Below are 24,023 nucleotides of genomic sequence, written 5' to 3'. Positions count from 1 at the left end.
CTTATTACCACCCGTTACAGCAGGCTGGCTCATCCTCAGTATAGTCGGCGAGCGCGAATCAGGCTGCGCCACCGCTATTGCGCAACAGTTCCGCACTGTCAAAAGGCATGCGCGTTACCCGGTTGCGCCCGTCATTTTTCGCCGCATACAGCGCTTTATCGACGCGGTAAAACAGCTGATCAATCGCTTCGCCATCATGATGCTCGGCGACGCCGATGCTGACGGTGACCGACAGCGTCTGATATTCGCTGACCGCCTGGCGGATCGCCTCCGCCACCATCAGCGCGCGGGCGATCGGCGAATGGGGCAAAAAGAGCAGAAACTCCTCGCCTCCCCAGCGATATATCTTATCTTCACGGTCCACCGAGGTTTCCAGAATGCGGGAGATCACCAGCAGAACTTCATCGCCTTTTTGATGACCGTGAATATCATTAATACTCTTGAAATGATCGATATCGATTAACAACAGACAAAAACCATGGGCGATAAACGACGGCGCGTCGACGAGCCGGTAAAATTCGCGGCGATTTAACAGTCCGGTTAAGGGATCGTGGGCGGCGGAAAATTCCAGCTCTTTTTTCAGATGCACTTCTTCGGTGATATCGTGAATGATGCATAACATCAGCAGGATATTATACAGCACCACCGGCCCGGCATAGGTTTGAACATGGCGCAGCGAACCGTCAGCCAGAATATGAGTAAAATTAAGCGGCTTATGCCCGCCGGGCATATTGGCAATATTATTCATAATGGGGATCACATCCCGGCCCAGGGTATTAATTTGCCAGGTATGTTTGGTGCGCATTTCCTCATCGGAATAATGATAAAAGCGCAGCGCGGCAATATTGGCATCGACAATCCGGCCCTCTTTCTGAGGATCGATCAACAGCATCGGCGCGGTATTGGTCATAAAAAAGCGGGCAAAAAAGCCATTGTTCCGCCGCTGGTAGCGGCGGGAGCCGGTATGAATCGACTGATTTTGCGCGAGCAGCTTCACCGCTTCGAATAACAGTAAGGTGCCGCTGTCCTCGGTCTCCACCAGGGTGGTTTTACAATATACCGACTGCAACCCTTTGGCGGTCTGCAGCGTCCAGACTTCAAATATCTCAGTCATGGCGTCGAGATAGCGCAAATAATGCTGAAGCTGCGTTTCCGGGCAGGTGGAATAGATACCGTTGCGCATCTCATTCAGCGACATATCGCCGCTCAGCGTCCGGGAAGCCTGATTGGCATAGACCACACACTCTGTAAAAGGATGGACTACCCAGATCGGGGTGCTTAATACATCAAAAACAGCCAGTTCTTTTAATAACATACAGGCCCCAAACCGACCCACTCCCGGCGCGGAACGGCACATCATTCAGTGCAGCCCTGACGCTGGCATAAAGTGATAGCAAAAATAATCGAGTAACCGTCATTACGCGCATGCGCGGCAAGTATAGTCGGTTCCTGGCCCAGCGACGCCCACCCGGAGCGACTTTGCGCACGGTTTAACCGACAGAGGAGACACTGCCTTTATTATTAATTTTATTTCAATAGCATAGCAGCAATGCCAGAACGGGTAGTCGCTTTTGATCACAGACTGTGTATACCCGTCACACTTTACGCTGCAGGGGCGCAGGCTTGTGCCGTGGCACGCAGATGGCCGTTGTTCTGCTCAGCGTTACCATGATAGTTTCTATCATAACGCTCATTTCCAATGGTCATCACAGTGAAAAAATCCGCCAGCAAAATCACGCTTACCGACATTGCGCGCGAAGCCAACGTCGGCGTGGCCACCGTCGACCGGGTACTCAACAAACGCGCGGCGGTGAAGGAATCTACCGCGTACCGCGTGCTGGAGGCCGCCCGACGGCTGGGGTTTACGCTCGAACAGCCGCACTATCGCCTGGCCGCCGGCAAAGCGCCGGTTACCGTCAGGATGGGCTTTATTCTGCTGCAGGAGACCCACTCCTTCTACCTGCCGCTGGCGAGGGCGCTCGCAAGAGAGGCCGCGCCGTGGCTGCCGGCGGGCGAGACGCCGGCGATCCTGCATTTTGCCATTGATGCCGTGGAAGCGATGGCCCAGGCTATTCACCGGCTCAGCGATGAGGTGGAGGTGCTCGGCCTGGTGGCGCTGGATCACCCGCTGATCCGCCATGCGGTGGGCCGGGCCGCCGCCCGCGGCGTTCGCGTATTCACCCTGCTTTCGGATCTGTCGGTTCCCCAGCGCAGCGGCTATATCGGCCTCGATAACCAAAAAGCCGGGCGCACCGCCGCCTGGTTTATCGACCGCTTATGCCGTGGCGAAGGCGAAATAGCCATTATCATTGGCGATAATCGTTTTACCTGTCAGGAAAGCTGTGAGATCAGCTTCCGCTCCTGTCTGCGCGAGCAGGGTAAAGGGCAGCAGATCCTTGAGCCGGTTCGCAGCCATGAACGGGCGGATATCGCCAGAAGCGTAACGGAACAGCTGCTCAGCCAGTACCCGGCCCTGCAGGCGATCTATGCTCCCTGCGGCGGCATTGAAGGGATTGTCGGGGCGCTGCGCGACAGCGGCCGCCAGCAGGCCGTCACCCTGGTCTGCCATGGCCCGCTAAGCGACAGTGAACTGGCGCTGATCGATGGCACCATCGATGTCATTCTCAACCACCGGCTGGATGACTTTGCCGCCGCCACCCTGCGCGCCATGACGGAAGCCGTTTCGCGGCCGCCCAGCGAAGTGATTTCGCACCCTCAGCCTTTCGATATCATCACCAAAGAAAATATGTAAACGCCCGCCCCGTCGCCGACGGGGCGGCCTCACGCCTGGACCACGCCTGGACTCATTTTGATAAATAACTATCAAAAACAACCTCAATACAAATCATGACGGCCATCATAAAATTATCATTCCAACATTGTTGGCTATGAAATTTTCATTCAATACTCAGCGGCATCCCCTGTGATAAAAGGAAGCCGACATGACCTATCCTATCGCCAACGCCCCCTGCAGCTGGGGCGTGGATGACCCGAAAAACCCTGACCTTCCCGCCTGGACTACCGTGCTGAAGGAGGCGGCGCAGGCCGGCTATCGCAGCATCGAGCTCGGCCCGTGGGGCTACCTGCCCACCGACCCGAGCAGCCTGCGCGCGGCGCTGGAGCAGCATCAGCTGTCGCTGGTCGCCGGGACGATCTTTGACGATCTGGTGAGCGAAGACCATTATCCCACTCTGGAGGCGCTGACCCATCAAATCTGCCGCAATCTGTCGCAGGTTCCGACCGTCGCCCCCATCCCGGGGCACCCTTTCCAGCCGCCCTATCTGGTGATTATCGACTTCGGCAACCCCGAGCGGGCGCGCTTTGCCGGACGCAGCGCGCTGGCTCCGCGCCTCAATGACGCAGACTGGCAGCGGATGATCGCGCACATTACCGCCCTCAGCACCCTCGCCTGGCGGGAGTACGGCGTGCGGGCGGTTATCCATCCCCACGCCGGGGGCTGCATCGAATTTGCCGATGAAATCGAGCGGCTGGCCAACGCTATCCCGCACGACGTGGCAGGGTTGTGTCTGGATACCGGGCATCTCTACTACGCCGGAATGGATCCGCTCACCTGGCTGGATCGCTATTACGCGCGGCTCGACTACCTGCACTTCAAGGATGTGGATCCGCAGGTTTACCAGCGCGCCGTCGCCGAAGGCATCGACTTTTTCACCGCCTGCGCCGAAGGGGTGATGTGCCCGCTCGGCAGCGGCGCCATTGACTACCCGGCCATTAACGATTTTCTTGCCCGCCGCGGCTATCAGGGCTGGATAACCATTGAACAAGAGCGTGATCCGCGCCATGCCGCAGGCAGCCTGCAGGCGGTCACGGAGAGCCTGCGCTATCTGCGCGGCGTTGGATTCTGACAGGAGAACCCCATGATTAACGGTTTAAGACCGCTCGACCGCACCCTGCGCTGGGGCATGGTCGGCGGCGGCGGCAGCAGCCAAATCGGCTATATTCACCGCTCTGCCGCCCTGCGCGATAACACCTTTGCGCTGCTGGCCGGTGCCTTTGATATTGATGCCGATCGCGGGCGCCAGTTCGGCCAACAGCTGGGGGTGGATCCCGCACGCTGTTACGCCGATTACCAGAGTCTGTTTCGCGGCGAGGCTGCCCGCCCGGACGGTATTCAGGCCGTATCGATTGCCACGCCGAATAACACCCACTATGCCATCTGTCGGGCGGCGCTGGAGGCCGGGCTGCACGTGGTATGTGAAAAGCCGCTGTGCTTCAGCAGCGAAGAGGCGGACGAACTGATGGCCCTCAGCCAGCGGCAGCGTAAGATCATCGGCGTGACCTACGGCTATGCCGGCCATCAGATGATCCTGCAGGCCCGGCAGATGATCGCCGACGGACTGCTGGGCGACATCCGTATCGTCAATATGCAGTTTGCTCATGGCTTCCACGCCCAGCCGGTGGAGCAGGAAAACGCCAGTACCCGCTGGCGGGTCGATCCCCGCTTCGTCGGCCCCAGCTATGTGCTGGGGGATCTTGCCACTCATCCGCTGTTTCTGGTCGAAACCATGGCCCCGCAGTTGAAGATCGCCCGGCTGATGTGCGCCAGACAAAGCTTCGTCAAAAGCCGCGCCCCGCTGGAAGATAACGCGCATGTGCTGATGGAGTATGACAACGGCGCCGTCGGCTCGCTGTGGAGCTCCGCCGTTAACTGCGGCTCCATGCACGGGCAAAAGGTGCGCATCGTGGGGGAAAAAGCCAGTCTTGAATGGTGGGATGAACAGCCCAACCAGCTGCGCTACGAGGTGCAGGGCGAACCGGCGCGCGTTCTGGAGCGCGGCATGGGCTATCTTGATCCGCTGGCGCGCCAGGACGATCGCATCGGCGGTGGCCACCCGGAGGGGCTGTTCGACGCCTGGTCGAATCTCTATCGCCGCTTCGCCATCGCCATGGACGCCGCAGACCGGCGTGACGAGGCGCTGTTGGCGGACTTCTGGTATCCGGACGCCCGCGCCGGGGCGTTCGGCGTCCGCTGGGTGGAAAACTGCGTACGCTCTGCCGACAACGGCGCCTGTTGGGTCAACTTCCGCTAATTCGCCGGCTCAGGGCCTCGCCCTGAGCCTTTCTCGCTACTTCTCAATGCGCGCCAGCTGGGTTTTATCGGCCTCGCGGGCGCGATCGGCCAGCCCCTGAAACGCGGCAGCGCCATAGTATTGCTCAGGAACCGGCAGCGCCTGCATATCGTGCCCCGGATAGATCTGCAGCTCGCCGAGGTCGCGCAAGCGGAATCCCCCCACCTGCGCCGGCATGGTCAGGCGATATGGCGGCATGGTTTCGAAAGGGACCGGCGTCGGCAGCCGGTTTTCCTGCAGATCGTAATTACGCTTCAGCACCAGAAACTTATCCGGCACCCGGCGGCGACTGTTCCACCAGTCGCCATCGATCCACTGGAACATCGCTTCCGTCTCCCCTCGCGTGGCCACCATCAGCCGGGTCAGCGCCTTTTTCAGCGCCGCCTCCATGGCCCGGTTATACGCTTCCACAGACCCGCCGTGGCCGCTAAGGATGACGTTAATCGCCAGCCTGGCGCCCAGTAAGTTGGAGTAGAGATCCTCCGGCGAAAACGCGGAGATCTCCTCTGAAAACCCGGGCACTGACTGGAAGCCATACCACTGGGCGATCTCATGCCACTGGGCGATTTCGAAGGCCAGATGCCCGGCGAGCCAGGCCGCCAGCTGATAGCGCTGCCTGACCCCCGCCGGCGGCGTAAAGGCATTGAGCTGAACGCGGCGCACGCCAAGTTCTTCGCTGTAGAATATGCGCCCCGCCTGGCCCAGCGTCGGCGAAATGCGATTGAACAGATAAAAGGTGTAATCCGCCGTGTCGCGCACATGGGCAATATCGATAAACCCGCCGCGACGGGTATAGATAAGCCCGTTCTGCTCCTCGCTCAGCCCCAGCAGATTTTTCACCGCGCCGAGCGCGCTGTCGTTGTAATGGTGCTTGCCCAGGGTATCCAGGGTCAGCACGTTACCAATCTGATACACCGGGATCGGAATGCCCACCGCCCGCACGTGCAGGTCGTAGCCAAAGGCGCAGCATGGCCGCAGCGATTCCGGCGGCGACAGCTCGCCCAGGGTGGGCGCAGGATGGATCGCCGTCACGGCGGGCAACACCGGGTCCTGCGCCAGCGCCGGCAGCGCCAGCGCGAATAACAGCCATAAGGCTTTACGCATCAACAGCCTCTCCACAGCAACAAAAGAGCGCGCATCTTACCGGCAGACGGCGCCTGCAGTTTTAGTTAAAAACGGTATTCACCGGAGACAAAGAAGCTGTTGCGGTCGTTAAAACCGAATTCAGTCAGCACGTTAAAGTTTTTGGTGACCTCATACTGGGCGCCAATCAGCATATTCCACGGCGAGGTCAGCTTCTGCTTAACGTCGAATTTGCCCTCGCCGTCTTTATTGACCGCAGCAATAAGGGGCTGCAGCTCTGGCGGCATGTGCAGGTCGGCGAGATCGCCCTTAAACTCCTGCTGCACGTCCTGATACATGCTGCCGACCCACAGGCTGAGATGGGACGGCCCGTCGATCCCCTGAAAACTGAAACGGTAGCCGACGCGCGGCGAGACGGTGACCGCCGAAATGCTGCCGTCGAGGATATCGAAGTCGGTGCGGGTATAGTTAGTATCCACTAACCCAAACCAGTTGCCGTAGCCGCCGGCGAGCGTAAAGCCGGCCCCCCAGGTGGTGCCTTTAAAATCAAGGGTAAAATCAATATCCTGCAACTTCCCGCTCTGATAAAGCTGGTGAACCGCGCCGGCGATGACCCGATCCAGGCCGCGAAACTGCGACGGATCTGAATCCACTGAAACCTGGGAGACGGACGACCCGCGGGTATGCCCCACCAGTCCGTATACGTTGAGGAACGGAAAGACCCACATATCCAGGCGCAGGTTTTCGGTTTTGCTTTTCTCGCGGGTGTGTCCGGCATCGATGGCGAACATATCGCTGGGAATGGGATGATTGCCGAGCTTAAGCCCGGAAAAGGTAATACTGTCGACCATGATATCCTGGCGGATATTCATATAGCTCAGGTTGACGCCGTAGGGTAACGGAATGGAATATCCTCTGGCGCGAGCCTCATCGCCCCAGATCGGAAAATAGCTGTCGCTGTCGTCCGGCTCCGCAGCCGACGTGCCCCAGGTCGCTAACAGCAGCGTTAACACCGCGCCGGATGTTCTCATTTTTGTTCTCATGTGTAGTTATAAACCCGAACCGACATTGAAATAGACCGCCTGCTCATGCTCGCTGAACGCCACGTCAATCCCGGTACGCAAACCGTACTGTCGCGCGATCAGGTAACGAAAACCGGCCCCCCATGCCACCTCTGACTGTTCCCATAGCGTTTCCGCCGCGTCCGCCGCGCTCCCGGCGCCAACGAATCCCTGCAGGATCCAGCGCGGAGTGACGGCCCAGGCCAGCTGGGTTTGCGCCGTGGCCACGTAGTCGCCCTGATAGCGGTAGCGCGAAATCCCACGCAGCGCGATGTAAGGACGCGCCATCGGCATCAGGTGCTTATCATGGTGGGTTAAGGACTGATAATTGCCCGCGACCGCCAGGGTCAGCGTCTGGCTGAGCGGAATAAACACCTTCCCGTCCAGCGAAAACGTGTTGTAGTGATAATCGCCCCCGAGCAGCGAACGGAAAAACCGATATTCTCCCTTCAGCGCTAACCCACTCTGAGGATAGAAAATATTATCGGTAGTGTCATATTCCGCCACCACCCCCAGCGCCGAAGAGGTGCTGTTTTGCCCGAGCACCTGCTGCCAGACCCGGTTGACCCGCGGATTATCGAAAGCGACATCCGCCCGGGCATACACCTGGGAGGCCCCGAGGAACACCGGCGTATCGCCCACGCGAAACAGCAGCTTTTGCAGCGCGGCGACCCCTTTGGTCTGCGTCTGCACCGGTTTAGCATGGCTGAAGCCGCCGGTATCGCCGGAATAGATATCCAGATTGACGTTAGCGTAGCCGGCTCCCGCCAGGTAACGAATGCGATCATGCCGCCAGGTGTGACGATGGCCGCCGCCTATAAACCAGGTGCCATTCTGCGTGGCGGCCCCGCCGAAAGCGGTGAGCGGCGGAGGAATAAACTGCCCGCCCTCCCGGCTGCCTTTACCGTGTAAAAACAGGCCAAACAGTCCGCCGCCATAGCCGATCGCCGGCTCGGTTATCGCCAGCGGCACCGGCAGAAAACCGTAACGGTTTTCCGCCAGATATTGACTCATGTCGAGCATGCTATCTTCCGCATCGAAGAGATCGGCGGCATCGCCAGGCGGGCACAACAGGAACAGAAGCGCCAGCGCGGACAGCGGGAATTTCATGCTCACTCCAGGGCGTTGGGGCGCGCACGACACGCGTGGCGAACAGGATTATTACATCGGAATAATGAAAATATAACGTAACCGGAGAACCCTCACCAACGCGCAGCGGCCTGTTTTTCGGGTATTTTTGTACAAAAAAGAGCTGGCCGTCACAGAAAAACGCCTTCGCGCCGCCGGTCGGCGCGATGATTGTATTCATAAGGTGAATGTCGTATAACATAGCGCTACCGAGGGGTGTCCCGTGAGGGCTGAGATGGCGCAAGCCGAACCCTTTGAACCTGATCTGGGTCATGCCAGCGAAGGGACGGGTCGGCAATTTTGCCAGCATTACCGCCATTGCCTGTTCACACCCCTGCACGCCCGGATCTCCCCTGCATAAATGGAGGTCCTGTGATTGTTCCCGCGTTTAGCCAAGGTCTTTATGGCCGTTTACGCCAGCTGGCCGCCGCTGACTGGCAGCACTATGTGGCGCACCCTTTCGTTCAGCAGCTTGCCGAAGGCACCCTGGCGAAAAGCGCGTTCCGTCGCTATCTGACCCAGGATTATCTGTTTCTGATCCATTTCGCCCGCAGCTACGCGCTGCTGGTGAGTAAACTGCGCACGCTGCCGGAGATGCGCGCCGCGGCCGCCTCCATGAACGCCATCCTTAACGAAGTGCCGCTGCACGTCGGCTACTGCGCCCAGTGGGGCATTAGCGAACCGGAGATGGCCGCCCAGCCCGAAGCGCCAGAAACCATCAATTACACTCGCTACGTGCTGGATATCGGTCATTCAGGCGACGCGCTGGATCTGCTGGTCGCCCTGATGCCCTGCGTGGCGGGTTACGCCGAAATCGGTCTGGGCCTGCTGCATCACCCCGCCACCCGCCTGGAGGATAATCCTTACGCCTCGTGGATCCGAAACTATGGCGATGAAGGCTATCTGCAGGGCGTCAGCGCCGCGCTGGCGCTGCTGGAGACCGTGTGGCAACAGCGCGGAAGCGAGGCCCGCCTCGCCGGGCTGAGCGACATCTTCACCACCGCCACCCGCCTGGAGGCGCAGTTCTGGCAGATGGGGCTTAACGCCGCGGCGGAGTCCCGGGCGTGACGGCGCCAGGTATCGAGGTCCGTAAGTTGAGCCTCCATTTCGGCGACCGCCGCCTGTTCGACAACCTGTCGCTGACGGTCCCCGGCGGCCAGTGGGTGTCGCTGCTCGGCGCCAGCGGGGCCGGTAAAACCAGCCTGCTGCGGGTCATGGCCGGCCTGGCCCCCGCCACCCGCGGGGAAGTGGTCGCCAGCGACGGAAAGCCGATACCCGGCCGCCTGGCGTGGATGGGGCAGAAAGACCTGCTTTACCCCTGGCTGAGCGTTCGAGAGAACGTCGCCCTCGGCGCGCGGCTGCGCGGTGAGAAAGTGGATCACGCCCGGGTCGCCACCCTGCTTGAACAGGTGGGGCTCGCCTCCAGCGCCGACGCCCGGCCGGCGACGCTCTCCGGCGGGATGCGTCAGCGCGCCGCGCTGGCCCGCACCCTGTATGAGGACCGGCCCATCGTGCTGATGGATGAGCCCTTCTCAGCGCTGGACACCCTCACCCGCACGCGCATTCAGACCCTCGCAGCCACTCTGCTGGCGGGGCGCACGGTGGTGCTGATCACCCACGATCCGCTGGAAGCCTGCCGGCTGAGCCATCGTCTGCTGGTCCTCTCGGCCGCCGACGGGGAGATCGACGACAGCCATCACCTCACCGGCGCGCCTCCGCGCGCGCCGGATGCGCCCGAGCTGTTGAACGCCCAGGCGGCGCTGCTGCAGCAGCTGATGAGGGCCCACTCATGACTGGACGTCTCTGGCGCGGCGGCATGGTGTTCTGCGGACTGATGCTTCTCTGGGGGCTGGCCAGCCGCAGCGGCATTCCGCACTTTCTTTTACCCTCCCCGGCGGCGGTCGCCGAGGCGCTGTGGGTCAATCGCGCCTATCTCGGCTGGCACACGCTGATTACCCTCAGCGAGATCCTCAGCGGCCTGGCGCTGGGGGTGGCGCTCGGCGTCACGCTGGCGCTGGGCATGATCCTCTCCCCGCGCCTGCAGCGCTGGCTGATGCCGCTGGTGCTCACCAGCCAGGCGATCCCGGTCTTTGCCCTCGCCCCGCTGCTGGTGCTGTGGCTGGGGTTTGGCATGAGCGCCAAAGTGGCGATGGCGGTGCTGGTGATTTTCTTTCCCGTCACGTCCGCCTTCTTTGACGGCTTGCGACGGGTCAACCACGAGTATCTCGATCTGGCGCGCAGCATGAACGCCTCCTTCGGCGCTCAGCTGCGGCATGTCCGCCTGATGGCCGCCCTGCCGGCGCTGGGCTCGGGCCTGCGCATGGCGGCGGCGGTGGCCCCCATCGGCGCCGTTATCGGCGAATGGGTCGGCTCCGCCGAGGGGCTGGGCTACGTCATGCTCAATGCCAACGCGCGGCTGCAAACCGATATCTGCTTCGCCGCGCTGTTTATTTTAGTACTGCTGACCCTCTTCCTGTGGCTGGCGGTAGACACCCTGCTGCACCGGCTGATCGACTGGTCGCCGGAATAATCATGAAGTAATAAAGGAAAACAGATGAAAACGTCGCTTTTCGCCGGAGCAACCCTGACGGCGCTGCTCAGCGGTCACGCGCTGGCCAATGAACCGCTCACCCTGGTGCTGGACTGGTATATTAACCCCGACCATGCGCCGATTATGGTGGCCGAGCAGATCGGCGCCTTTAAGGCCCAGGGTCTGGACGTCAAGATTGTCCCCCCGTCGGATCCGGCGCTGCCGCCCCGCATGGTGGCCGCCCGTCAGGCGGACCTGGCCATCACCTACCAGCCGCAGGTGCACTTCTTCGCTGACGAAGGGTTACCGCTGGTGCGCGTGGGCACCCTGATCGGCTCGCCGCTGAACACGGTGATCGCCCTGGATAAGCAGATCAAAACCCCGGCGGATCTGCAAGGCAAGAAGGTGGGTTACTCGGTCAGCGGCATTGAGCAGGCCACCCTGTCGACCATGGCGCAGCATGCGGGGATCGATCCGGCCAGTATCAAGCTGGTCAACGTCAATTTTCAGCTGACCAGCGCTCTGCTGGCGGGCCAGGTGGACGCGGTCATCGGCGGCTATCGTAATATAGAAGCGCAGGAGCTGAAGCTGCAGGGCAAAGCCCCGGTGGTGATGAACGTTGAGGATTATGGCGTACCGGCCTATGACGAGCTGGTGATTGTCGCCCACCGCGACGCGATTCATGAGGCGAAAATCCGTAAATTCCTCACCGCCCTGCAGGCCGGGGTCAGCTACCTGCGCGCGCATCCGCAGGAGAGCTGGGAGGCGTTCGCCGCCGCGCATCCGGAGCTGAAGACCGAGCTTAACCATCAGGCGTGGCTGCAAACCGTGCCGCTGTTCGCCGCCGATCCGGCGGCGCTGGATAAAGCGCGCTACGACACTTACGAACAGTTTTTATATAACAATAAGTTGGTGAAAAAAGTTACACCTTTAACAAATTATGCGGTTGAGCTGCATTGACTCTTGCTATCGCTGACGGAAGGCTTTCCGTCAGCGCTTTAACGCAGCGGCAATAAAAATATAGAGACTTTCTCACTAATAATTACACTTTAAAGGGTTATCGTTACCTTGGCTTGTTTTATTATAATTCAGCAGGTTACGTTAATTTTTACCCCGGTAAGAATAACGTCAAAATAACGCAATCAATAAAACGTTGAATGCGGATTTAAAAAGCCATATATTGTGCGCGCTTTATGAATGCCAATTCAATTCCTTACACCAATTATTCAACCAGCGTTCAACCGCAATGCTGGTTGTGGGAGTGATATGATGACGGATAAAGTCCGTATTGATACTTTACGTGCCGATTTATTAGACGCAAACAACGAAACCTTTTTGGCCCGTCAGGCCGAATTCGAATCGAATGTCAGGAGTTACCCGCGTAAGTTACCGCTGGCTATCACTAAAGCTGAAGGCGTGTGGCTGACGGATGCGGATAACAAACAGTACCTGGACTGCCTCGCCGGCGCCGGTACTCTCGCTCTGGGCCACAACCACCCTGATGTATTGCAGAGCATCCAAAGTGTCATTACCAGCGGCTTGCCGTTACATACTCTCGATCTGACTACCCCGTTAAAAGATCGTTTCTCCGAATACCTGCTCTCTTGCCTGCCGGGCGAAGGGAAAGAGTATTGCCTGCAGTTCACCGGTCCTTCCGGCGCTGACGCCGTGGAAGCGGCGCTGAAGCTGGCGAAAAAATACACCGGCCGTACGTCGGTGATCAGCTTCTCCGGCGGCTATCACGGGATGACCCACGGCGCGCTGTCGGTCACCGGCAACCTGTCGCCGAAAGCGGCGGTCAACGGCATGATGCCGGAAGTGCAGTTTATGCCTTACCCGCACCTGTACCGCTGCCCGCTGGGCATCGGCGGCGAAGCCGGCGTCAAAGCCCTGACCTACTACTTCGAAAACCTGATCAACGACGTGGAGAGCGGCGTCCGTAAACCGGCGGCCGTGATCCTCGAAGCCGTTCAGGGCGAAGGCGGCGTGAACCCGGCGCCGGTCGAGTGGCTGCAGCGCATCCGCAAAGTGACCGAAGAGCACGGCATTCTGCTGATCGTCGATGAAGTGCAGGCCGGCTTTGCCCGTACCGGTAAATTCTTCGCCTTCGAACACGCCGGTATTCAGCCGGACATCATCGTGATGTCGAAAGCGGTTGGCGGCGGTCTGCCGCTGGCGGTGCTGGGCATTAAAAAGCAGTTCGACGCCTGGGAACCGGGTCACCACACCGGCACCTTCCGCGGCAACCAGCTGGCGATGGCTACCGGCCTGACCACCCTGCGTCACCTGCGCGACAACAACATTGCCGACAAAGTCGCCGCCCAGGGCGAGTGGCTGAAAGGCAAACTGGCGGAGCTGCAGAAGCGCTACCCGGTCATTGGCCACGTTCGCGGTCTCGGTCTGATGATCGGTATCGAAATCGTCAAGCCGAACGACGCGCAGGATCACATGGGCTGCTACCCGGCTGACGGCGAACTCTCTGCCCTGCTGCAGAAGAAATGCTTCGAAGCGGGCCTGATTCTGGAGCGCGGTGGCCGTCACGGCTGCGTGCTGCGCCTGCTGCCGTCCCTGCTGATCAGCGACGCGGAACTGAATGTGTTCCTCGACAAATTTGAACAGGCCCTGCTGGCCGCCGGTGTGAAACCGGTCTGAGTGGAGTCAGTGACCACCATGTCCACATTGAATCCGATTCTTGCTGGTTCGGCGCAGAGCGTTGAGGCCTATCAGCAGGTTATCGAGCAGACCAGTCAGGCCGTTGTGCAGTGGCTGAAGCAACCTGAGATGTATCAGGGGAAAAGCGTTGACGAACTGCGTGAGCGTATCTCCCTTGAATTTAACGAACAGGGGTTGGGTAACCAGGCGGCGATTGATCGTGCGATCGAGTACTTCCTGAAAGACAGCCTGTCGGTGCATCACCCACAGTGCGTGGCGCACCTGCACTGCCCGAGTCTGGTGATTAGCCAGGCGGCGGAAGTGCTGATCAACGCCACCAACCAGAGCATGGACTCCTGGGATCAGAGCCCGTCGGCGACCATCATTGAGATGAAGCTGATCGAGTGGCTGCGCGCCCGGGTCGGCTATCCGGCAGGCGACGCCGGCGTCTTCACCAGCGGCGGCACCCAGAGCAACCTGATGGGCCTGATGTTGGCGCGCGACGCCTTCTTCGCCCGTCAGGGACACTCCATCCAGCAGGATGGACTGCCGGGGGATATCCGCCAGTACAAAGTGCTGTGCTCGGAAAACGCCCACTTCTCGGTGCAGAAGAACATGGCGCTGATGGGTCTCGGCTACCGCTCGGTTACGCTGGTGAAAACCGACGAATTCGCGCGGATGGACGTGGCCGACCTGAAGGCGAAGATTGCGCAGGCGCAGGCTAACGGCGAACAGATCATGGCGATCGTCGCCACCGCCGGGACCACCGACGCGGGGGCTATCGACCCGCTGCGCGACATCGCTGGTATCGCCGCGGAGCATCAGATCTGGCTGCACGTTGACGCGGCCTGGGGCGGCGCGCTGCTGCTGTCTGAGCAGTATCGCGACTATCTTGACGGTCTGGAGCTAGTGGATTCCGTTACCCTGGACTTCCACAAGCAGTTCTTCCAGACCATCAGCTGCGGTGCCTTCCTGCTGAAGGATGCCCGCCATTACGAGCTGATGCGTTATCAGGCGGCCTATCTGAACTCCGAGTTCGATGAAGAACACGGCGTGCCGAACCTGGTCTCTAAATCGCTGCAGACCACCCGCCGCTTCGATGCCCTGAAGCTGTGGATGGGCCTCGAAGCGCTGGGGCAGAAACAGTATGCGGCGATCATCGATCACGGCGTCACCATGGCGAAAAACGTCGCGGAGTACGTGAAGTCGCAGCCGACGCTGGAGCTGGTGATGCAGCCGCAGCTGGCGAGCGTGCTGTTCCGTTCTCGTCCGGCGCAGATGGCGCAGAGCGACGCGGCGGCTATCGCCCTGCTCAACCAGCGCGTCGGCGACGCCCTGCTGGCTTCCGGCCGCGCCAACGTTGGCGTGACCGAGCACAACGGCGTTACCTGCCTGAAGCTGACCCTGCTGAACCCGGTGGTGACGCTGGATGATGTGAAGGTCCTGCTGAGCCTGGTGGAGCGCACCGCTCAGGAGCTGCTGGCGCAATAATCTGCCTGAGCGAGGCGGCGCCTGTCGCCCCGCTCAGCGGCCAGCCCTGCCTGCACTAAGCCGATAAGTTCCCTTATCGGCTTTTTTTTTGCCTGCCTGCGCGACTGGCGCGCGCTTCTACGCTTCTCGCCACAGGGTCCGTTGACGCCTGCCCGCCGCGATGCCACAGTAAGGTCCCGATAATGGCAATCGCCAGAATCCAACGTCCCGGTAATAAGGATGATAATGGAGAAACGCTTACCCGGCCTCGATCTTGACGCCCTGCGCAGCTTTGTGACCGGCATGGAGTGCGGCAGCTTCGCCCTGGCGGCGCAGCGTCTGGCGCGCTCCACCTCCGCCGTCAGCGCCCAGCTCAAAAAGCTGGAGAGTCAGTGCGGCGCCGCGCTGGTGGTTAAACAGGGGCGTCACCTGGCGCTGACCGCGGAGGGCGAAAAGCTAATGAGCTACGCCAGACGGCTGCTGGCGCTCAATGATGAAACCCTGCGCGCGCTGCAGGGCGAACGGCTCACTGGCGAAATTCACCTTGGCATGCAGGAAGATTTTGGCGAATCGCTAATGCCGGGGATCCTTGGGCAGTTTACCCGCCACCATCCGCAGGTGCGGATCGTCGCCAGGGTGGATCGCAATGGCCCGCTGCGCCAGGCGCTGGCGGAGCAGACGCTGGATCTGGCGCTGCTGTGGCAAACCGAAGATCAGGGCCCTGGGCTGGGCCGCTGCCCGCTGGCGTGGATTGCGCATCCTGACTTTGACGTTCGCGCGTGGCTGGCGTCCGGCGAGCCGCTGCCGCTGGTGATGTTCGACAGCCCGTGCTTGATGCGTTCCCGCGCTATTGCCTGTCTCGATGCCGCAGGGATCCCCTGGCAGGTGGTGTTCGTCAGCCACAGCCTGAGCGGCATCTGGGCGGCGGTGCAGGCCGGCCTGGGGCTGACGGTACGCAGCCGCATCGGCATGCCAGGCAATCTGCGCCCCGCCGGCGGATCACTGCCATCCCCCGGCAACCTGGCCGTCAGTCTGCAACAACCCCCGCGTCAGGAACCCCATTCCGCCGCGGTCACGCTGCTCGGCGAACTGATGTCCGAGGCCCTGCAGGAGTGGGTTGTTCGGTGACAGTGTCACGCCAGTTTCCCTCACCCTAACCTTCTTCCGGAGGGAGAGGGAACCGTTCGGCAACGTCTGTTACCCCGGCCAAGATTCTGTCTCCACCCGCTACGTAACCCGCCTTACCGGGCCTGCACCCGGCACCGTAACCCCCCAGGCCGGGCAAGCGCAGCGCCGCCCGGCAATGGGCATAAGGGATAAAGGGAACCGTCCGGCAGTTACCGGCGTCCACGGGTCAGGCTTTGCTCTCCTGCAGCAGCTGCTGGATCACCTGCTCCTGGCGGGCATAATCCCCTTCGCCGAAGGCGGTATAGCGCAGTTGCCCACGTGCGTCGAAAATGTAATGCGCCGGCCAGTACTGATTGCCGAAGGCGTTCCAGATGGCGTACTCATTATCCGCCACCACAGGGTAGGTTATCCGCCAGTCCTTCACCGCCTGGCGCAGCAGCGGTAGAGAGCGCTCCCAGGGATATTCCGGGGTATGGACGCCAATCACCACCAGCCCGGCCGCGCGGTATTTGTTCGCCCAGTCGCGCACGTAAGGCAGGGTATGCTGACAGTTGATGCACTCCCGGGTCCAGAAGTCCACCAGCACTACTTTGCCCTTCAGACTCTCCGGGGTTAACGCCGGGCTATTGAGCCATGCGCTGCCTCCCGCCAGCGAAGGCATCGCGCTGCTGGGCTCGGGCGTCGCGATCGGTTGCAGAACCGTTTTCTGCGTTGGCTGCGGCAGACGGGCGGCCAGCCGCTGCTCCAGCGCCTGACTCCATCCTCCCGCGCTTTGCAAATAGCGGTCGCCGCCGCTGGCGATCAGCGCCACCGAGGCCAGCATCGCCACCCCCGCCAGCCGGCGCAGCCGTTCGCCGAACGCCAGCCCGCGACGCAGACGGGCAATCAACGCCGCGCCGCACCACCCGAGCAGGAATAACATCAGCGCCCCGCCGCCGCCGTAGGCCAACAGCAACCCGCCGGTGGTCGCCTGGCCCGGATGCACAAAGCCCAGGCTCAGTATCGCCCCCAGTACCGGCCCGGCGCATGGCGCCCACAGCAGCCCCACCGCCAGCCCGGCCAGCAGCGAACCGATCCAGCCGCGCTGGCGTGAGCTGGCGTCGTTAAGCTGATTCCCCAGCGCCACCAGGGGTGACGTCAGCCGCTGCGCGACGCGCGGCGAAAGCAGGCTCAGCCCGACAAGGGCGAAGAACGCCAGCGCCAGGCCGCGCCCAGCCAGCGTCAGATTCACGACCCAACCGCTGGCGACCGTCACCAGCCACGACACAGCGCCGAACATCAGCGCCATGCCCGCCAGCATGATCGCCAGTTGCCCCCGTCGGCCCCGGACGCTGGCGAACAGCAGCGGGATCACCGGCAGCGTGCAGGGGCTTAGCAGGGTTAACATCCCGCCCAAAAATGCAATGAATATCGACATCGCCTTCTCCTCATTATGCCATCGCTGCCGAAGGTGGCAGCCACGACATTACAACAAGGGGATGTAGGGCGGATGTGTCGGGAAAGCGGGAGAATTGTCGGCTTAGTTTTCTATCTGCGCCGGTGATACAGCAGGATACAATCCCTGCGCGGTGAGACGCACGCTGGCATCCAGACCGCCCTGCGGGCGATTGGCCAGGCGCAGCGTGCCGTTCATCTGGCTGACCAGCTGCGCGGCGATCGCCAGCCCCAGGCCGGTGCCGCCGGTATCGCGATTGCGCGAGTCCTCCAGGCGAAAAAAGGGCTGTAGCACCGCCTGCAGCGACGCCTCAGGGATCCCCGGCCCCTCATCCAGCACATGAATGATGATATCCCCGGCGGCGTCGCGGTTGAGGGCGACCGTTACCGTGGCGCCGAATTTCAGCCCGTTATCGATAAGGTTGGTCATCACCCGGCGCAGGGCCTGCGGTGGGATCCACACCACTCCGGCGCGCGCCTCGGGGCAAAACCGCACCGGCCGGCCGACATCGGCATAATCGCAGGCGATGCTGTCGAGAAAGGCGTCAAGGTTCAGCCGCTGGCGCGCCTCCTCCAGCGGCTGCGAAGTGCGAGCGAAGGCGATACCTTCGCGCACCAGGCGGGTCATATTGTCGAGATCCTGCAGCAGTTTGTCGCGCAGTTCAGGCTGGTCGGCCATCTCCACCCGCAGCTTCATCCGGGTAATCGGGGTTTGCAGATCGTGGGAGATGGCGGCGAGGATCCGCGCCCGCTCCTGCAGATGATCGTGGATGCGGGTCTGCATCGCGTTAAACGCGCGGGCGGCACGGCGCACCTCCTCCGGCCCCTGCTCGGCCATGGTTCCCGCCGTGCCGCTGGCCGGCTCAAGCGCATTCACCGCATGGGTAAAGCGAGTGATGGGCTGCAGAACCTGGCGAACCGCGTACCAGGCGCAGGCCAGCAGGAGGACAAACTGAGCGATCAGCACCACCGGCAGCCAGCGGGCGATGGGCGGTAGTGTCGGCCACAGGTCGAGGGTTAAGGGGGCGCCATCGTGGAGGGTAATATGGGCCTGGATATGCTGCCGCGGACCGGGGATCGCCACAATACTCACCGGATACTGCGCGCTCAACGCCTCCTGCAGGGAGCGCGCCGCGTCCCGGGCGCGCCAGCTGTCCGGGTAGTCGCCGCGCTCGCCGGCGTCCAGCTGATAGCGGTAGTTGCCGCGCGCCAGCTTCGGCAGCCACTGCGGGCGTTCAGCGGGCGGCAGACGGTCGAGGATCGCCACGCTGGTGGCGACATCCGACGCCAGATTGCCCAGCATCACGCTGCGGGCGCTGCTCATACGCTCATAAAACAGTAGCGACAGGGTTAAGGTATTCGCCAGCAGCAGCGCCAGAAACAGCAGCGCCATCAGCCTCGACTGCAGCGAGGCGGGCCAGAACCTCATTCATGCCTCTCGCGGATGGAGACCGGGACCGACAGCACATAGCCTTCACTGCGCACCGTCTTAATGTAGGCCGGCTCCCGGGCATCCTCCCGCAGGCGCTGACGCAGTCGGCTCACCAGCAGGTCGATTGACCGTTCAAACAGTTCGGCGTCGCGTCCCTGGGTCAGATTGAGCAGCTGATCGCGGTTCAGCACCCGCTGGGGATGGTCGAGAAACACCCGCAGCAGTCGATACTCCGCCCCACTGAGGGCGACAATCGCCCCGCTGTCGTCCAGCAGATGGCGGGCGGCGGTATCGAGCAGCCAGTCGCCAAATGCGATCAGCCTGCCCGCCTCGGTGATCTGCAGGTTGGGCGGCAGCGCCCGGGTGCGGCGTAAAATGGCTTTGATGCGCGCCAGCAGTTCGCGGGCCACAAAGGGTTTCACCAGATAGTCGTCAGCCCCCATCTCAAGTCCGAGGATCCGGTCGCTGTCGTCGGTGCGGGCGGTGAGCATCAGCACCGGGATATCCTGTTGCGGGTTTGCGCGCAGCTGGCGACAGAGCGTTAAGCCATCCTCCCCCGGCATCATGATATCCAGCACAATCAGGTCGATTTGATGGTTTTTGAGCACCGACCACATGGCTTTGCCGTTCGCCGCGCCGCTGGCGCGGTATCCCGATTTTTCCAGATAGTCGACAATCAGTTCCCGGATGTCGCGGTCGTCATCGACGACCAGGATGTGGTCAATACGCTCCAAAGGCTGCTCCTGCGGCAAAATAGACTCTTCACAAGCATAAGCCGTGTTGCCGGAAGCGCAACGTCGCGCCGCCGGCAAGGCGCGGGTTACAAACGATCGGCGTCCACCACCGCCTGCACAAACGCCGTCGGGTCCTCCTGCGGCGGGTTATGGCCCACCGGCCCCTGCAGATCCCGGTGCTCATATTTACCGGTAAATTTGGCCCGGTAGCTGGCGGGAGCCGGATGCGGCGCGCCGTTATTCGCCCCTTCCAGAGTGATGGTGGGCACCGTAATCGGCGGCAGCGCCGCCAGCCGTTGTTCATAGCTGGCATACTTCGCTTCTCCCTTCTCCAGCCCCAGGCGCCAGCGGTAGTTGCTGATGGTGATCGCCACGTGGTCCGGGTTATCCAGCGCCCGGGCGGTTTTGGCAAAGGTTGCGTCGCTGAATGGCCACTGCGGCGACGCCTGATGCCAGATAAATTTCGCAAAGTCATGGGTGTTCTGCCGGTAACCGGCTTCCCCGCGCGGAGTGGCAAAATAGAACTGATACCACCACGACAGCTCCGCCTGCGGCGGCAGCGGTTTTTCGCCAATCTGCTGACTGCTGATCAGATACCCGCTCACCGAGACCAGGGATTTCACCCGCTGCGGCCACAGCGCGGCGACGATATCCGCCGTGCGCGCCCCCCAGTCAAAGCCGGCCAGATCCGCCTGCCTGATGTTCAGGGCATCCATCAGATGGACAATATCGGCCGCCATCGCCGACGGCTGACCGTTACGCGGCGTGCTGGCGGAGAGGAAACGGGTGGTGCCGTAGCCGCGCAGATACGGCACAATCACCCGGTAGCCCTTCTGCGCTAAAGCCGGCGCCACCTGGGCATAGCTCTGAATATCGTAGGGCCAGCCGTGCAGCAGAATCACCGGCTGGCCGTCGCGCGGGCCGATATCCACGTAGCCAATATTCAGATCGCCGGCGTGGATCTGGTGGATCTTGTCGAACGCCCCCGCGTCTTCAGCGGCGCAAACGGCAGCGGACCACAGGGTGGATAACCCCAGCGCCGCGGCGCTGGTATACCGGATCAGGGATAATCTGTTCATCGCTTTGTCACCTTTTATCGTCATCAAGAGAGTACGTAACCAGTTAAGCGGAAATTTGTATCCGCCGTGTGCCCGACAGGGGCCGTTTTTATCTCTTCATGTCAGCGATCCGCCGCGGGATACAGTGTGATACATAATCAATGTTGGCAATTGTTGCTGGCTTGTGAATTTCTGCTTGCCCCCGGGCATAAATCCGCTACCGTGACAGCCATTTTTACCACCTGATAACCCAGGAGCCCGCTGTGGCGATTTTTGATGGTCACAATGACCTGCTGCTGAATCTCTGGCTTCACCATCGCGAGGATCCGGTGACCGCCTTCTTTGCCGGGATAGAGAACGGCCACCTCGATTATCCGCGTATTCGCCAGGGCGGTCTGGCCGGCGGCCTGTTCGCCCTCTTTGTACCGCCGCAGGAGTATATCGCCCGCGTGGCGCCCCAGTACGCCAGTCAGGCGTGGGACCCATTAACGATCCTCTGGCAGCAGCTGGCTATCCTCAAGGCGATTTGCGCCCATGACGCCAGCCGCGCACGGCTGTGCCTGAGCGCGGCGGATATCGAACGCTGCCGTCAGGATAAGGCGCTGGCGATGGTGGCGCACATCGAAGGCGCCGGCGGGTTCGACGCCCAGGGCGAAGATCTGCAGGACTTTTATCGCGCCGGGGTGCGCAGCATAGGTCCGTTCTGGAACATCGCCAATCGCTTCGGCTGCGGGGTCACCGGCGCCTTTCCCGGCAGTCCGGACAGCGGGCCGGGTCTTACCGGCGAGGGTATCGCGCTCATTGCCCAGGCCAACGCCCTGAAGATGCAGATCGATGTTTCGCACATGAATGAACAGGCCTTTTGGGATACCGCCCGTCACTCCACCGCCCCGCTGGTGGCCACCCACTCCAATGCCCACGCCCTGTGCCCACAGCCGCGCAACCTGACCGATCGGCAACTGCGGGCGATCCGCGACAGCGGCGGCGTGGTGGGCGTTAATTTCGGCAACGCCTTCCTGCGCGCCGACGGACGGCGCGATAGCGACACGCCCTTCGCCACCATCATCCGGCATATCGACTATCTTATTAACATAATGGGTGAGGATCATGTGGCCCTTGGTTCGGATTTTGACGGCGTCACCCTGCCGGACGCGCTGGGGGATGTGGCCGGCTTACCGCGGCTTATCAATGCCTTGCGTGACAGCGGCTATGATCAATTGGTGCTGGATAAGCTGCTGTGGCGTAACTGGCTGCGGGTATTAAAAAATGTTTGGCAACAATAGGTTATATTGTAAACATAAAGTTAAATCCTTACAGATTCCGGGTTGATCTCTCTCCCGGTGAAGCGCAATATGCGGCGGCCGTCACAGATCCTGCATTATCCGTGAGGCCTGTCGTCATTTTTAAGAGGAACAAAACATGTGGAAGAAACCTGCTTTTATCGATTTACGTCTCGGTCTGGAAGTGACGCTGTACATTTCTAACCGCTAATCGCCCCGCCCGCCGTTCGCGCGGGCCTCTTTTTTCATTACCCGGTCCGTCTTCATGTTCATTAAAGTCCTCGGTTCCGCCGCCGGCGGCGGTTTCCCGCAATGGAACTGCAACTGCGCCAACTGTCAGGGTCTGCGCGACGGCACGATCCAGGCCAGCGCCCGCACCCAGTCGTCGATCATCGTCAGCGATAACGGTCAAGAGTGGGTGCTGTGCAACGCCTCGCCGGATATCAGCCAGCAGATTGCCCACACGCCCGAGTTAAATAAAACCGGCGTGCTGCGCGGAACACATATCGGCGGCATTATTCTCACCGACAGCCAGATCGACCACACTACCGGGTTACTCAGCCTGCGCGAAGGCTGCCCGCACCAGGTGTGGTGCACCCCGGAGGTCCATGAGGATCTCTCCACCGGCTTCCCGGTGTTTACCATGCTGCGCCACTGGAACGGCGGCCTGGTGCATCACCCCATCGCGCCGCAGCAGCCTTTTACCGTTGACGCCTGTCCTGATTTGCGGTTTACCGCGGTGCCTATCGCCAGCAACGCGCCGCCCTATTCGCCGTATCGCGACCGGCCGCTGCCGGGCCATAACGTGGCGCTGTTTATCGAAAACCGCCGCAACGGGCAGACGCTGTTCTACGCTCCGGGGCTCGGTGAGCCGGATGAGACCATTCTGCCCTGGCTGCAAAAAGCGGACTGTCTGCTGATCGATGGCACCGTCTGGCAGGATGACGAACTGCAGGCCGCCGGCGTCGGGCGCAATACCGGCCGCGATATGGGCCACCTGGCGCTCGGCGATGAGCACGGGATGATGGCCCTGCTGGCCTCCCTGCCGGCAAAACGCAAAATTCTTATTCATATCAATAACACCAACCCGATCCTTAACGAGCGCTCTCCCCAGCGTCAGGCGCTGACGCAGCAGGGGATTGAAGTGAGCTGGGACGGGATGGCTATCACCCTTCAGGATATCGCATGCTGATCACCGACACGCTGTCGCCGCAGGCCTTTGAAGCGGCCCTGCGGGCTAAAGGCGCCTTCTACCATATTCACCACCCTTACCACATCGCCATGCATAACGGCGACGCGACCCGCGAGCAAATTCAGGGCTGGGTGGCGAACCGGTTTTATTACCAGACCACTATCCCGCTGAAAGACGCGGCGATCATGGCCAACTGCCCGGACGCGCAGACCCGGCGCAAATGGGTGCAGCGGATCCTCGACCACGATGGCAGCCACGGCGAGGACGGCGGGATTGAAGCCTGGCTGCGGCTGGGGGAAGCGGTCGGTCTGAGCCGCGACGATCTGCTCAGCGAGCGCCACGTGCTGCCCGGCGTGCGCTTCGCGGTGGATGCCTATCTCAACTTCGCCCGTCGCGCCTGCTGGCAGGAGGCGGCCTGCAGCTCCCTGACCGAGCTGTTCGCCCCGCAGATCCATCAGTCGCGCCTCGACAGCTGGCCGCAGCACTACCCGTGGATCAAAGAGGAAGGCTATTTTTACTTCCGCAGCCGTCTGAGCCAGGCTAACCGCGACGTTGAGCATGGCCTGGCGCTGGCGAAGGCCTACTGCGACAGCGCTGAAAAACAGAACCGGATGCTGGAGATCCTGCAGTTTAAGCTCGACATTTTATGGTCGATGCTCGACGCCATGACCATGGCCTATGCCCTGCAGCGCCCGCCCTATCATACGGTCACCGACAAGGCGGCCTGGCACACGACCCGACTGGTGTAATC

Annotated in this window: 22 protein-coding genes and 1 riboswitch; of the genes, 14 read left to right on the top strand and 8 right to left on the bottom strand. The window is 61.4% G+C overall.

The features are described from left to right. Window positions 1-58: 58 nt before the first annotated feature. Entirely contained in the window at window positions 59-1,315 is a 1,257-nt protein-coding gene (locus ACLH1U_RS03795) for a diguanylate cyclase (protein ID WP_411299070.1), read from the bottom strand. Between the two features lie 396 nt (window positions 1,316-1,711). On the opposite strand from ACLH1U_RS03795, the gene ACLH1U_RS03790 reads away from it, so the two are divergent. The 3 genes from ACLH1U_RS03790 to ACLH1U_RS03780 all read left to right on the top strand — a co-directional run bounded on the left by ACLH1U_RS03790 (window position 1,712) and on the right by ACLH1U_RS03780 (window position 5,051). Then, on the top strand, window positions 1,712-2,752 hold the full coding sequence (locus tag ACLH1U_RS03790) for a LacI family DNA-binding transcriptional regulator (RefSeq protein WP_102002144.1): 1,041 nt from the start codon (window positions 1,712-1,714) through the stop codon (window positions 2,750-2,752). 190 nt (window positions 2,753-2,942) lie between these two features. Next, entirely contained in the window at window positions 2,943-3,866 is a 924-nt protein-coding gene (locus ACLH1U_RS03785; RefSeq protein ID WP_085551105.1) for a TIM barrel protein, read from the top strand. A gap of 12 nt (window positions 3,867-3,878) precedes the next feature. Next, window positions 3,879-5,051: a Gfo/Idh/MocA family protein gene (locus ACLH1U_RS03780; protein WP_072420133.1), complete on the top strand. Its 1,173-nt coding sequence runs from the start codon at window positions 3,879-3,881 to the stop codon at window positions 5,049-5,051. A 36-nt stretch (window positions 5,052-5,087) separates the two neighbouring features. On the opposite strand, the gene ACLH1U_RS03775 is transcribed toward ACLH1U_RS03780, so the two are convergent. The 3 genes from ACLH1U_RS03775 to ACLH1U_RS03765 form a co-directional block, all read right to left on the bottom strand. Next, entirely contained in the window at window positions 5,088-6,194 is a 1,107-nt protein-coding gene (locus ACLH1U_RS03775) for a DUF4056 domain-containing protein (RefSeq protein ID WP_102002471.1), read from the bottom strand. A 65-nt stretch (window positions 6,195-6,259) separates the two neighbouring features. Further along, window positions 6,260-7,204, bottom strand: a complete 945-nt coding sequence (locus tag ACLH1U_RS03770) for a hypothetical protein (RefSeq protein ID WP_085551103.1) — start codon at window positions 7,202-7,204, stop codon at window positions 6,260-6,262. An 18-nt stretch (window positions 7,205-7,222) separates the two neighbouring features. Next, window positions 7,223-8,344 (bottom strand): BamA/TamA family outer membrane protein, encoded by a 1,122-nt coding sequence (locus ACLH1U_RS03765; protein WP_102002470.1) that lies wholly within the window; start codon window positions 8,342-8,344, stop codon window positions 7,223-7,225. A 220-nt stretch (window positions 8,345-8,564) separates the two neighbouring features. Then, window positions 8,565-8,666: riboswitch (TPP riboswitch) on the top strand. A gap of 68 nt (window positions 8,667-8,734) precedes the next feature. Here ACLH1U_RS03765 and tenA point away from each other — a divergent pair. From tenA to ACLH1U_RS03730, 7 genes are all read left to right on the top strand, one after another. Continuing rightward, window positions 8,735-9,430: a thiaminase II gene (gene tenA / locus ACLH1U_RS03760; RefSeq protein ID WP_032452946.1), complete on the top strand. Its 696-nt coding sequence runs from the start codon at window positions 8,735-8,737 to the stop codon at window positions 9,428-9,430. Further along, window positions 9,427-10,155, top strand: a complete 729-nt coding sequence (locus ACLH1U_RS03755) for an ABC transporter ATP-binding protein (protein ID WP_048335802.1) — start codon at window positions 9,427-9,429, stop codon at window positions 10,153-10,155. Before tenA ends, ACLH1U_RS03755 begins: the two co-directional genes overlap by 4 nt. Further along, window positions 10,152-10,892: an ABC transporter permease gene (locus ACLH1U_RS03750; RefSeq protein WP_102003998.1), complete on the top strand. Its 741-nt coding sequence runs from the start codon at window positions 10,152-10,154 to the stop codon at window positions 10,890-10,892. The genes ACLH1U_RS03755 and ACLH1U_RS03750 overlap by 4 nt, the downstream gene beginning before the upstream one ends. A 24-nt stretch (window positions 10,893-10,916) precedes the next feature. Further along, window positions 10,917-11,852, top strand: coding sequence for an ABC transporter substrate-binding protein (locus tag ACLH1U_RS03745; RefSeq protein ID WP_032452954.1), 936 nt, complete (start codon window positions 10,917-10,919; stop codon window positions 11,850-11,852). Between the two features lie 306 nt (window positions 11,853-12,158). Then, on the top strand, window positions 12,159-13,544 hold the full coding sequence (locus ACLH1U_RS03740; RefSeq protein WP_072096675.1) for a diaminobutyrate--2-oxoglutarate transaminase: 1,386 nt from the start codon (window positions 12,159-12,161) through the stop codon (window positions 13,542-13,544). 9 nt (window positions 13,545-13,553) lie between these two features. After that, window positions 13,554-15,035, top strand: coding sequence for a pyridoxal phosphate-dependent decarboxylase family protein (locus ACLH1U_RS03735; protein ID WP_072413243.1), 1,482 nt, complete (start codon window positions 13,554-13,556; stop codon window positions 15,033-15,035). Between the two features lie 213 nt (window positions 15,036-15,248). Further along, on the top strand, window positions 15,249-16,142 hold the full coding sequence (locus tag ACLH1U_RS03730) for a LysR substrate-binding domain-containing protein (RefSeq protein ID WP_102002156.1): 894 nt from the start codon (window positions 15,249-15,251) through the stop codon (window positions 16,140-16,142). 226 nt (window positions 16,143-16,368) lie between these two features. Here the strand turns inward: ACLH1U_RS03730 and ACLH1U_RS03725 are convergent, their stop codons facing one another. From ACLH1U_RS03725 to ACLH1U_RS03710, 4 genes are all read right to left on the bottom strand, one after another. Next, a complete protein-coding gene (locus ACLH1U_RS03725) occupies window positions 16,369-17,559 on the bottom strand; it encodes a cytochrome c biogenesis protein DipZ (protein ID WP_105490630.1) in 1,191 nt (396 codons plus the stop codon). Between the two features lie 102 nt (window positions 17,560-17,661). Beyond that, window positions 17,662-19,005: a sensor histidine kinase gene (locus tag ACLH1U_RS03720; RefSeq protein WP_255893199.1), complete on the bottom strand. Its 1,344-nt coding sequence runs from the start codon at window positions 19,003-19,005 to the stop codon at window positions 17,662-17,664. Next, complete coding sequence (locus ACLH1U_RS03715; RefSeq protein WP_017900551.1) at window positions 19,002-19,742, bottom strand: response regulator; 741 nt, start codon at window positions 19,740-19,742, stop codon at window positions 19,002-19,004. The genes ACLH1U_RS03720 and ACLH1U_RS03715 overlap by 4 nt, the downstream gene beginning before the upstream one ends. 86 nt (window positions 19,743-19,828) lie before the next feature. Then, window positions 19,829-20,821 carry an alpha/beta fold hydrolase gene (locus ACLH1U_RS03710; RefSeq protein ID WP_023289793.1) on the bottom strand — a complete coding sequence of 331 codons (993 nt, stop codon included), beginning with the start codon at window positions 20,819-20,821 and terminating at the stop codon, window positions 19,829-19,831. A gap of 242 nt (window positions 20,822-21,063) precedes the next feature. Between ACLH1U_RS03710 and ACLH1U_RS03705 the strand changes: the two genes are divergently transcribed. The 4 genes from ACLH1U_RS03705 (at window position 21,064) to pqqC (ending at window position 24,021) form a co-directional block, all read left to right on the top strand. Beyond that, window positions 21,064-22,083, top strand: a complete 1,020-nt coding sequence (locus ACLH1U_RS03705) for a dipeptidase (RefSeq protein WP_032452959.1) — start codon at window positions 21,064-21,066, stop codon at window positions 22,081-22,083. A gap of 136 nt (window positions 22,084-22,219) precedes the next feature. Beyond that, window positions 22,220-22,291 (top strand): pyrroloquinoline quinone precursor peptide PqqA, encoded by a 72-nt coding sequence (gene pqqA / locus ACLH1U_RS03700; protein WP_002905689.1) that lies wholly within the window; start codon window positions 22,220-22,222, stop codon window positions 22,289-22,291. Between the two features lie 54 nt (window positions 22,292-22,345). Beyond that, complete coding sequence (pqqB, locus tag ACLH1U_RS03695; RefSeq protein ID WP_048297569.1) at window positions 22,346-23,272, top strand: pyrroloquinoline quinone biosynthesis protein PqqB; 927 nt, start codon at window positions 22,346-22,348, stop codon at window positions 23,270-23,272. Next, the gene (pqqC, locus tag ACLH1U_RS03690; RefSeq protein WP_023289796.1) at window positions 23,266-24,021 is read left to right on the top strand and encodes a pyrroloquinoline-quinone synthase PqqC; all 756 of its coding nucleotides are present in this window, start codon (window positions 23,266-23,268) and stop codon (window positions 24,019-24,021) included. The genes pqqB and pqqC overlap by 7 nt, the downstream gene beginning before the upstream one ends. The last annotated feature ends 2 nt before the right edge of the window (window positions 24,022-24,023 follow it).

Origin of the sequence: Klebsiella sp. 1SOBk5mer, from assembly GCF_046603115.1 — a bacterium.
In the GTDB taxonomy this organism is placed as follows: Bacteria; Pseudomonadota; Gammaproteobacteria; order Enterobacterales; family Enterobacteriaceae; genus Klebsiella; species Klebsiella quasipneumoniae.
Note: the sequence above shows the minus strand (reverse complement) of the source record. Positions and strands in the feature narration are given on the sequence as shown.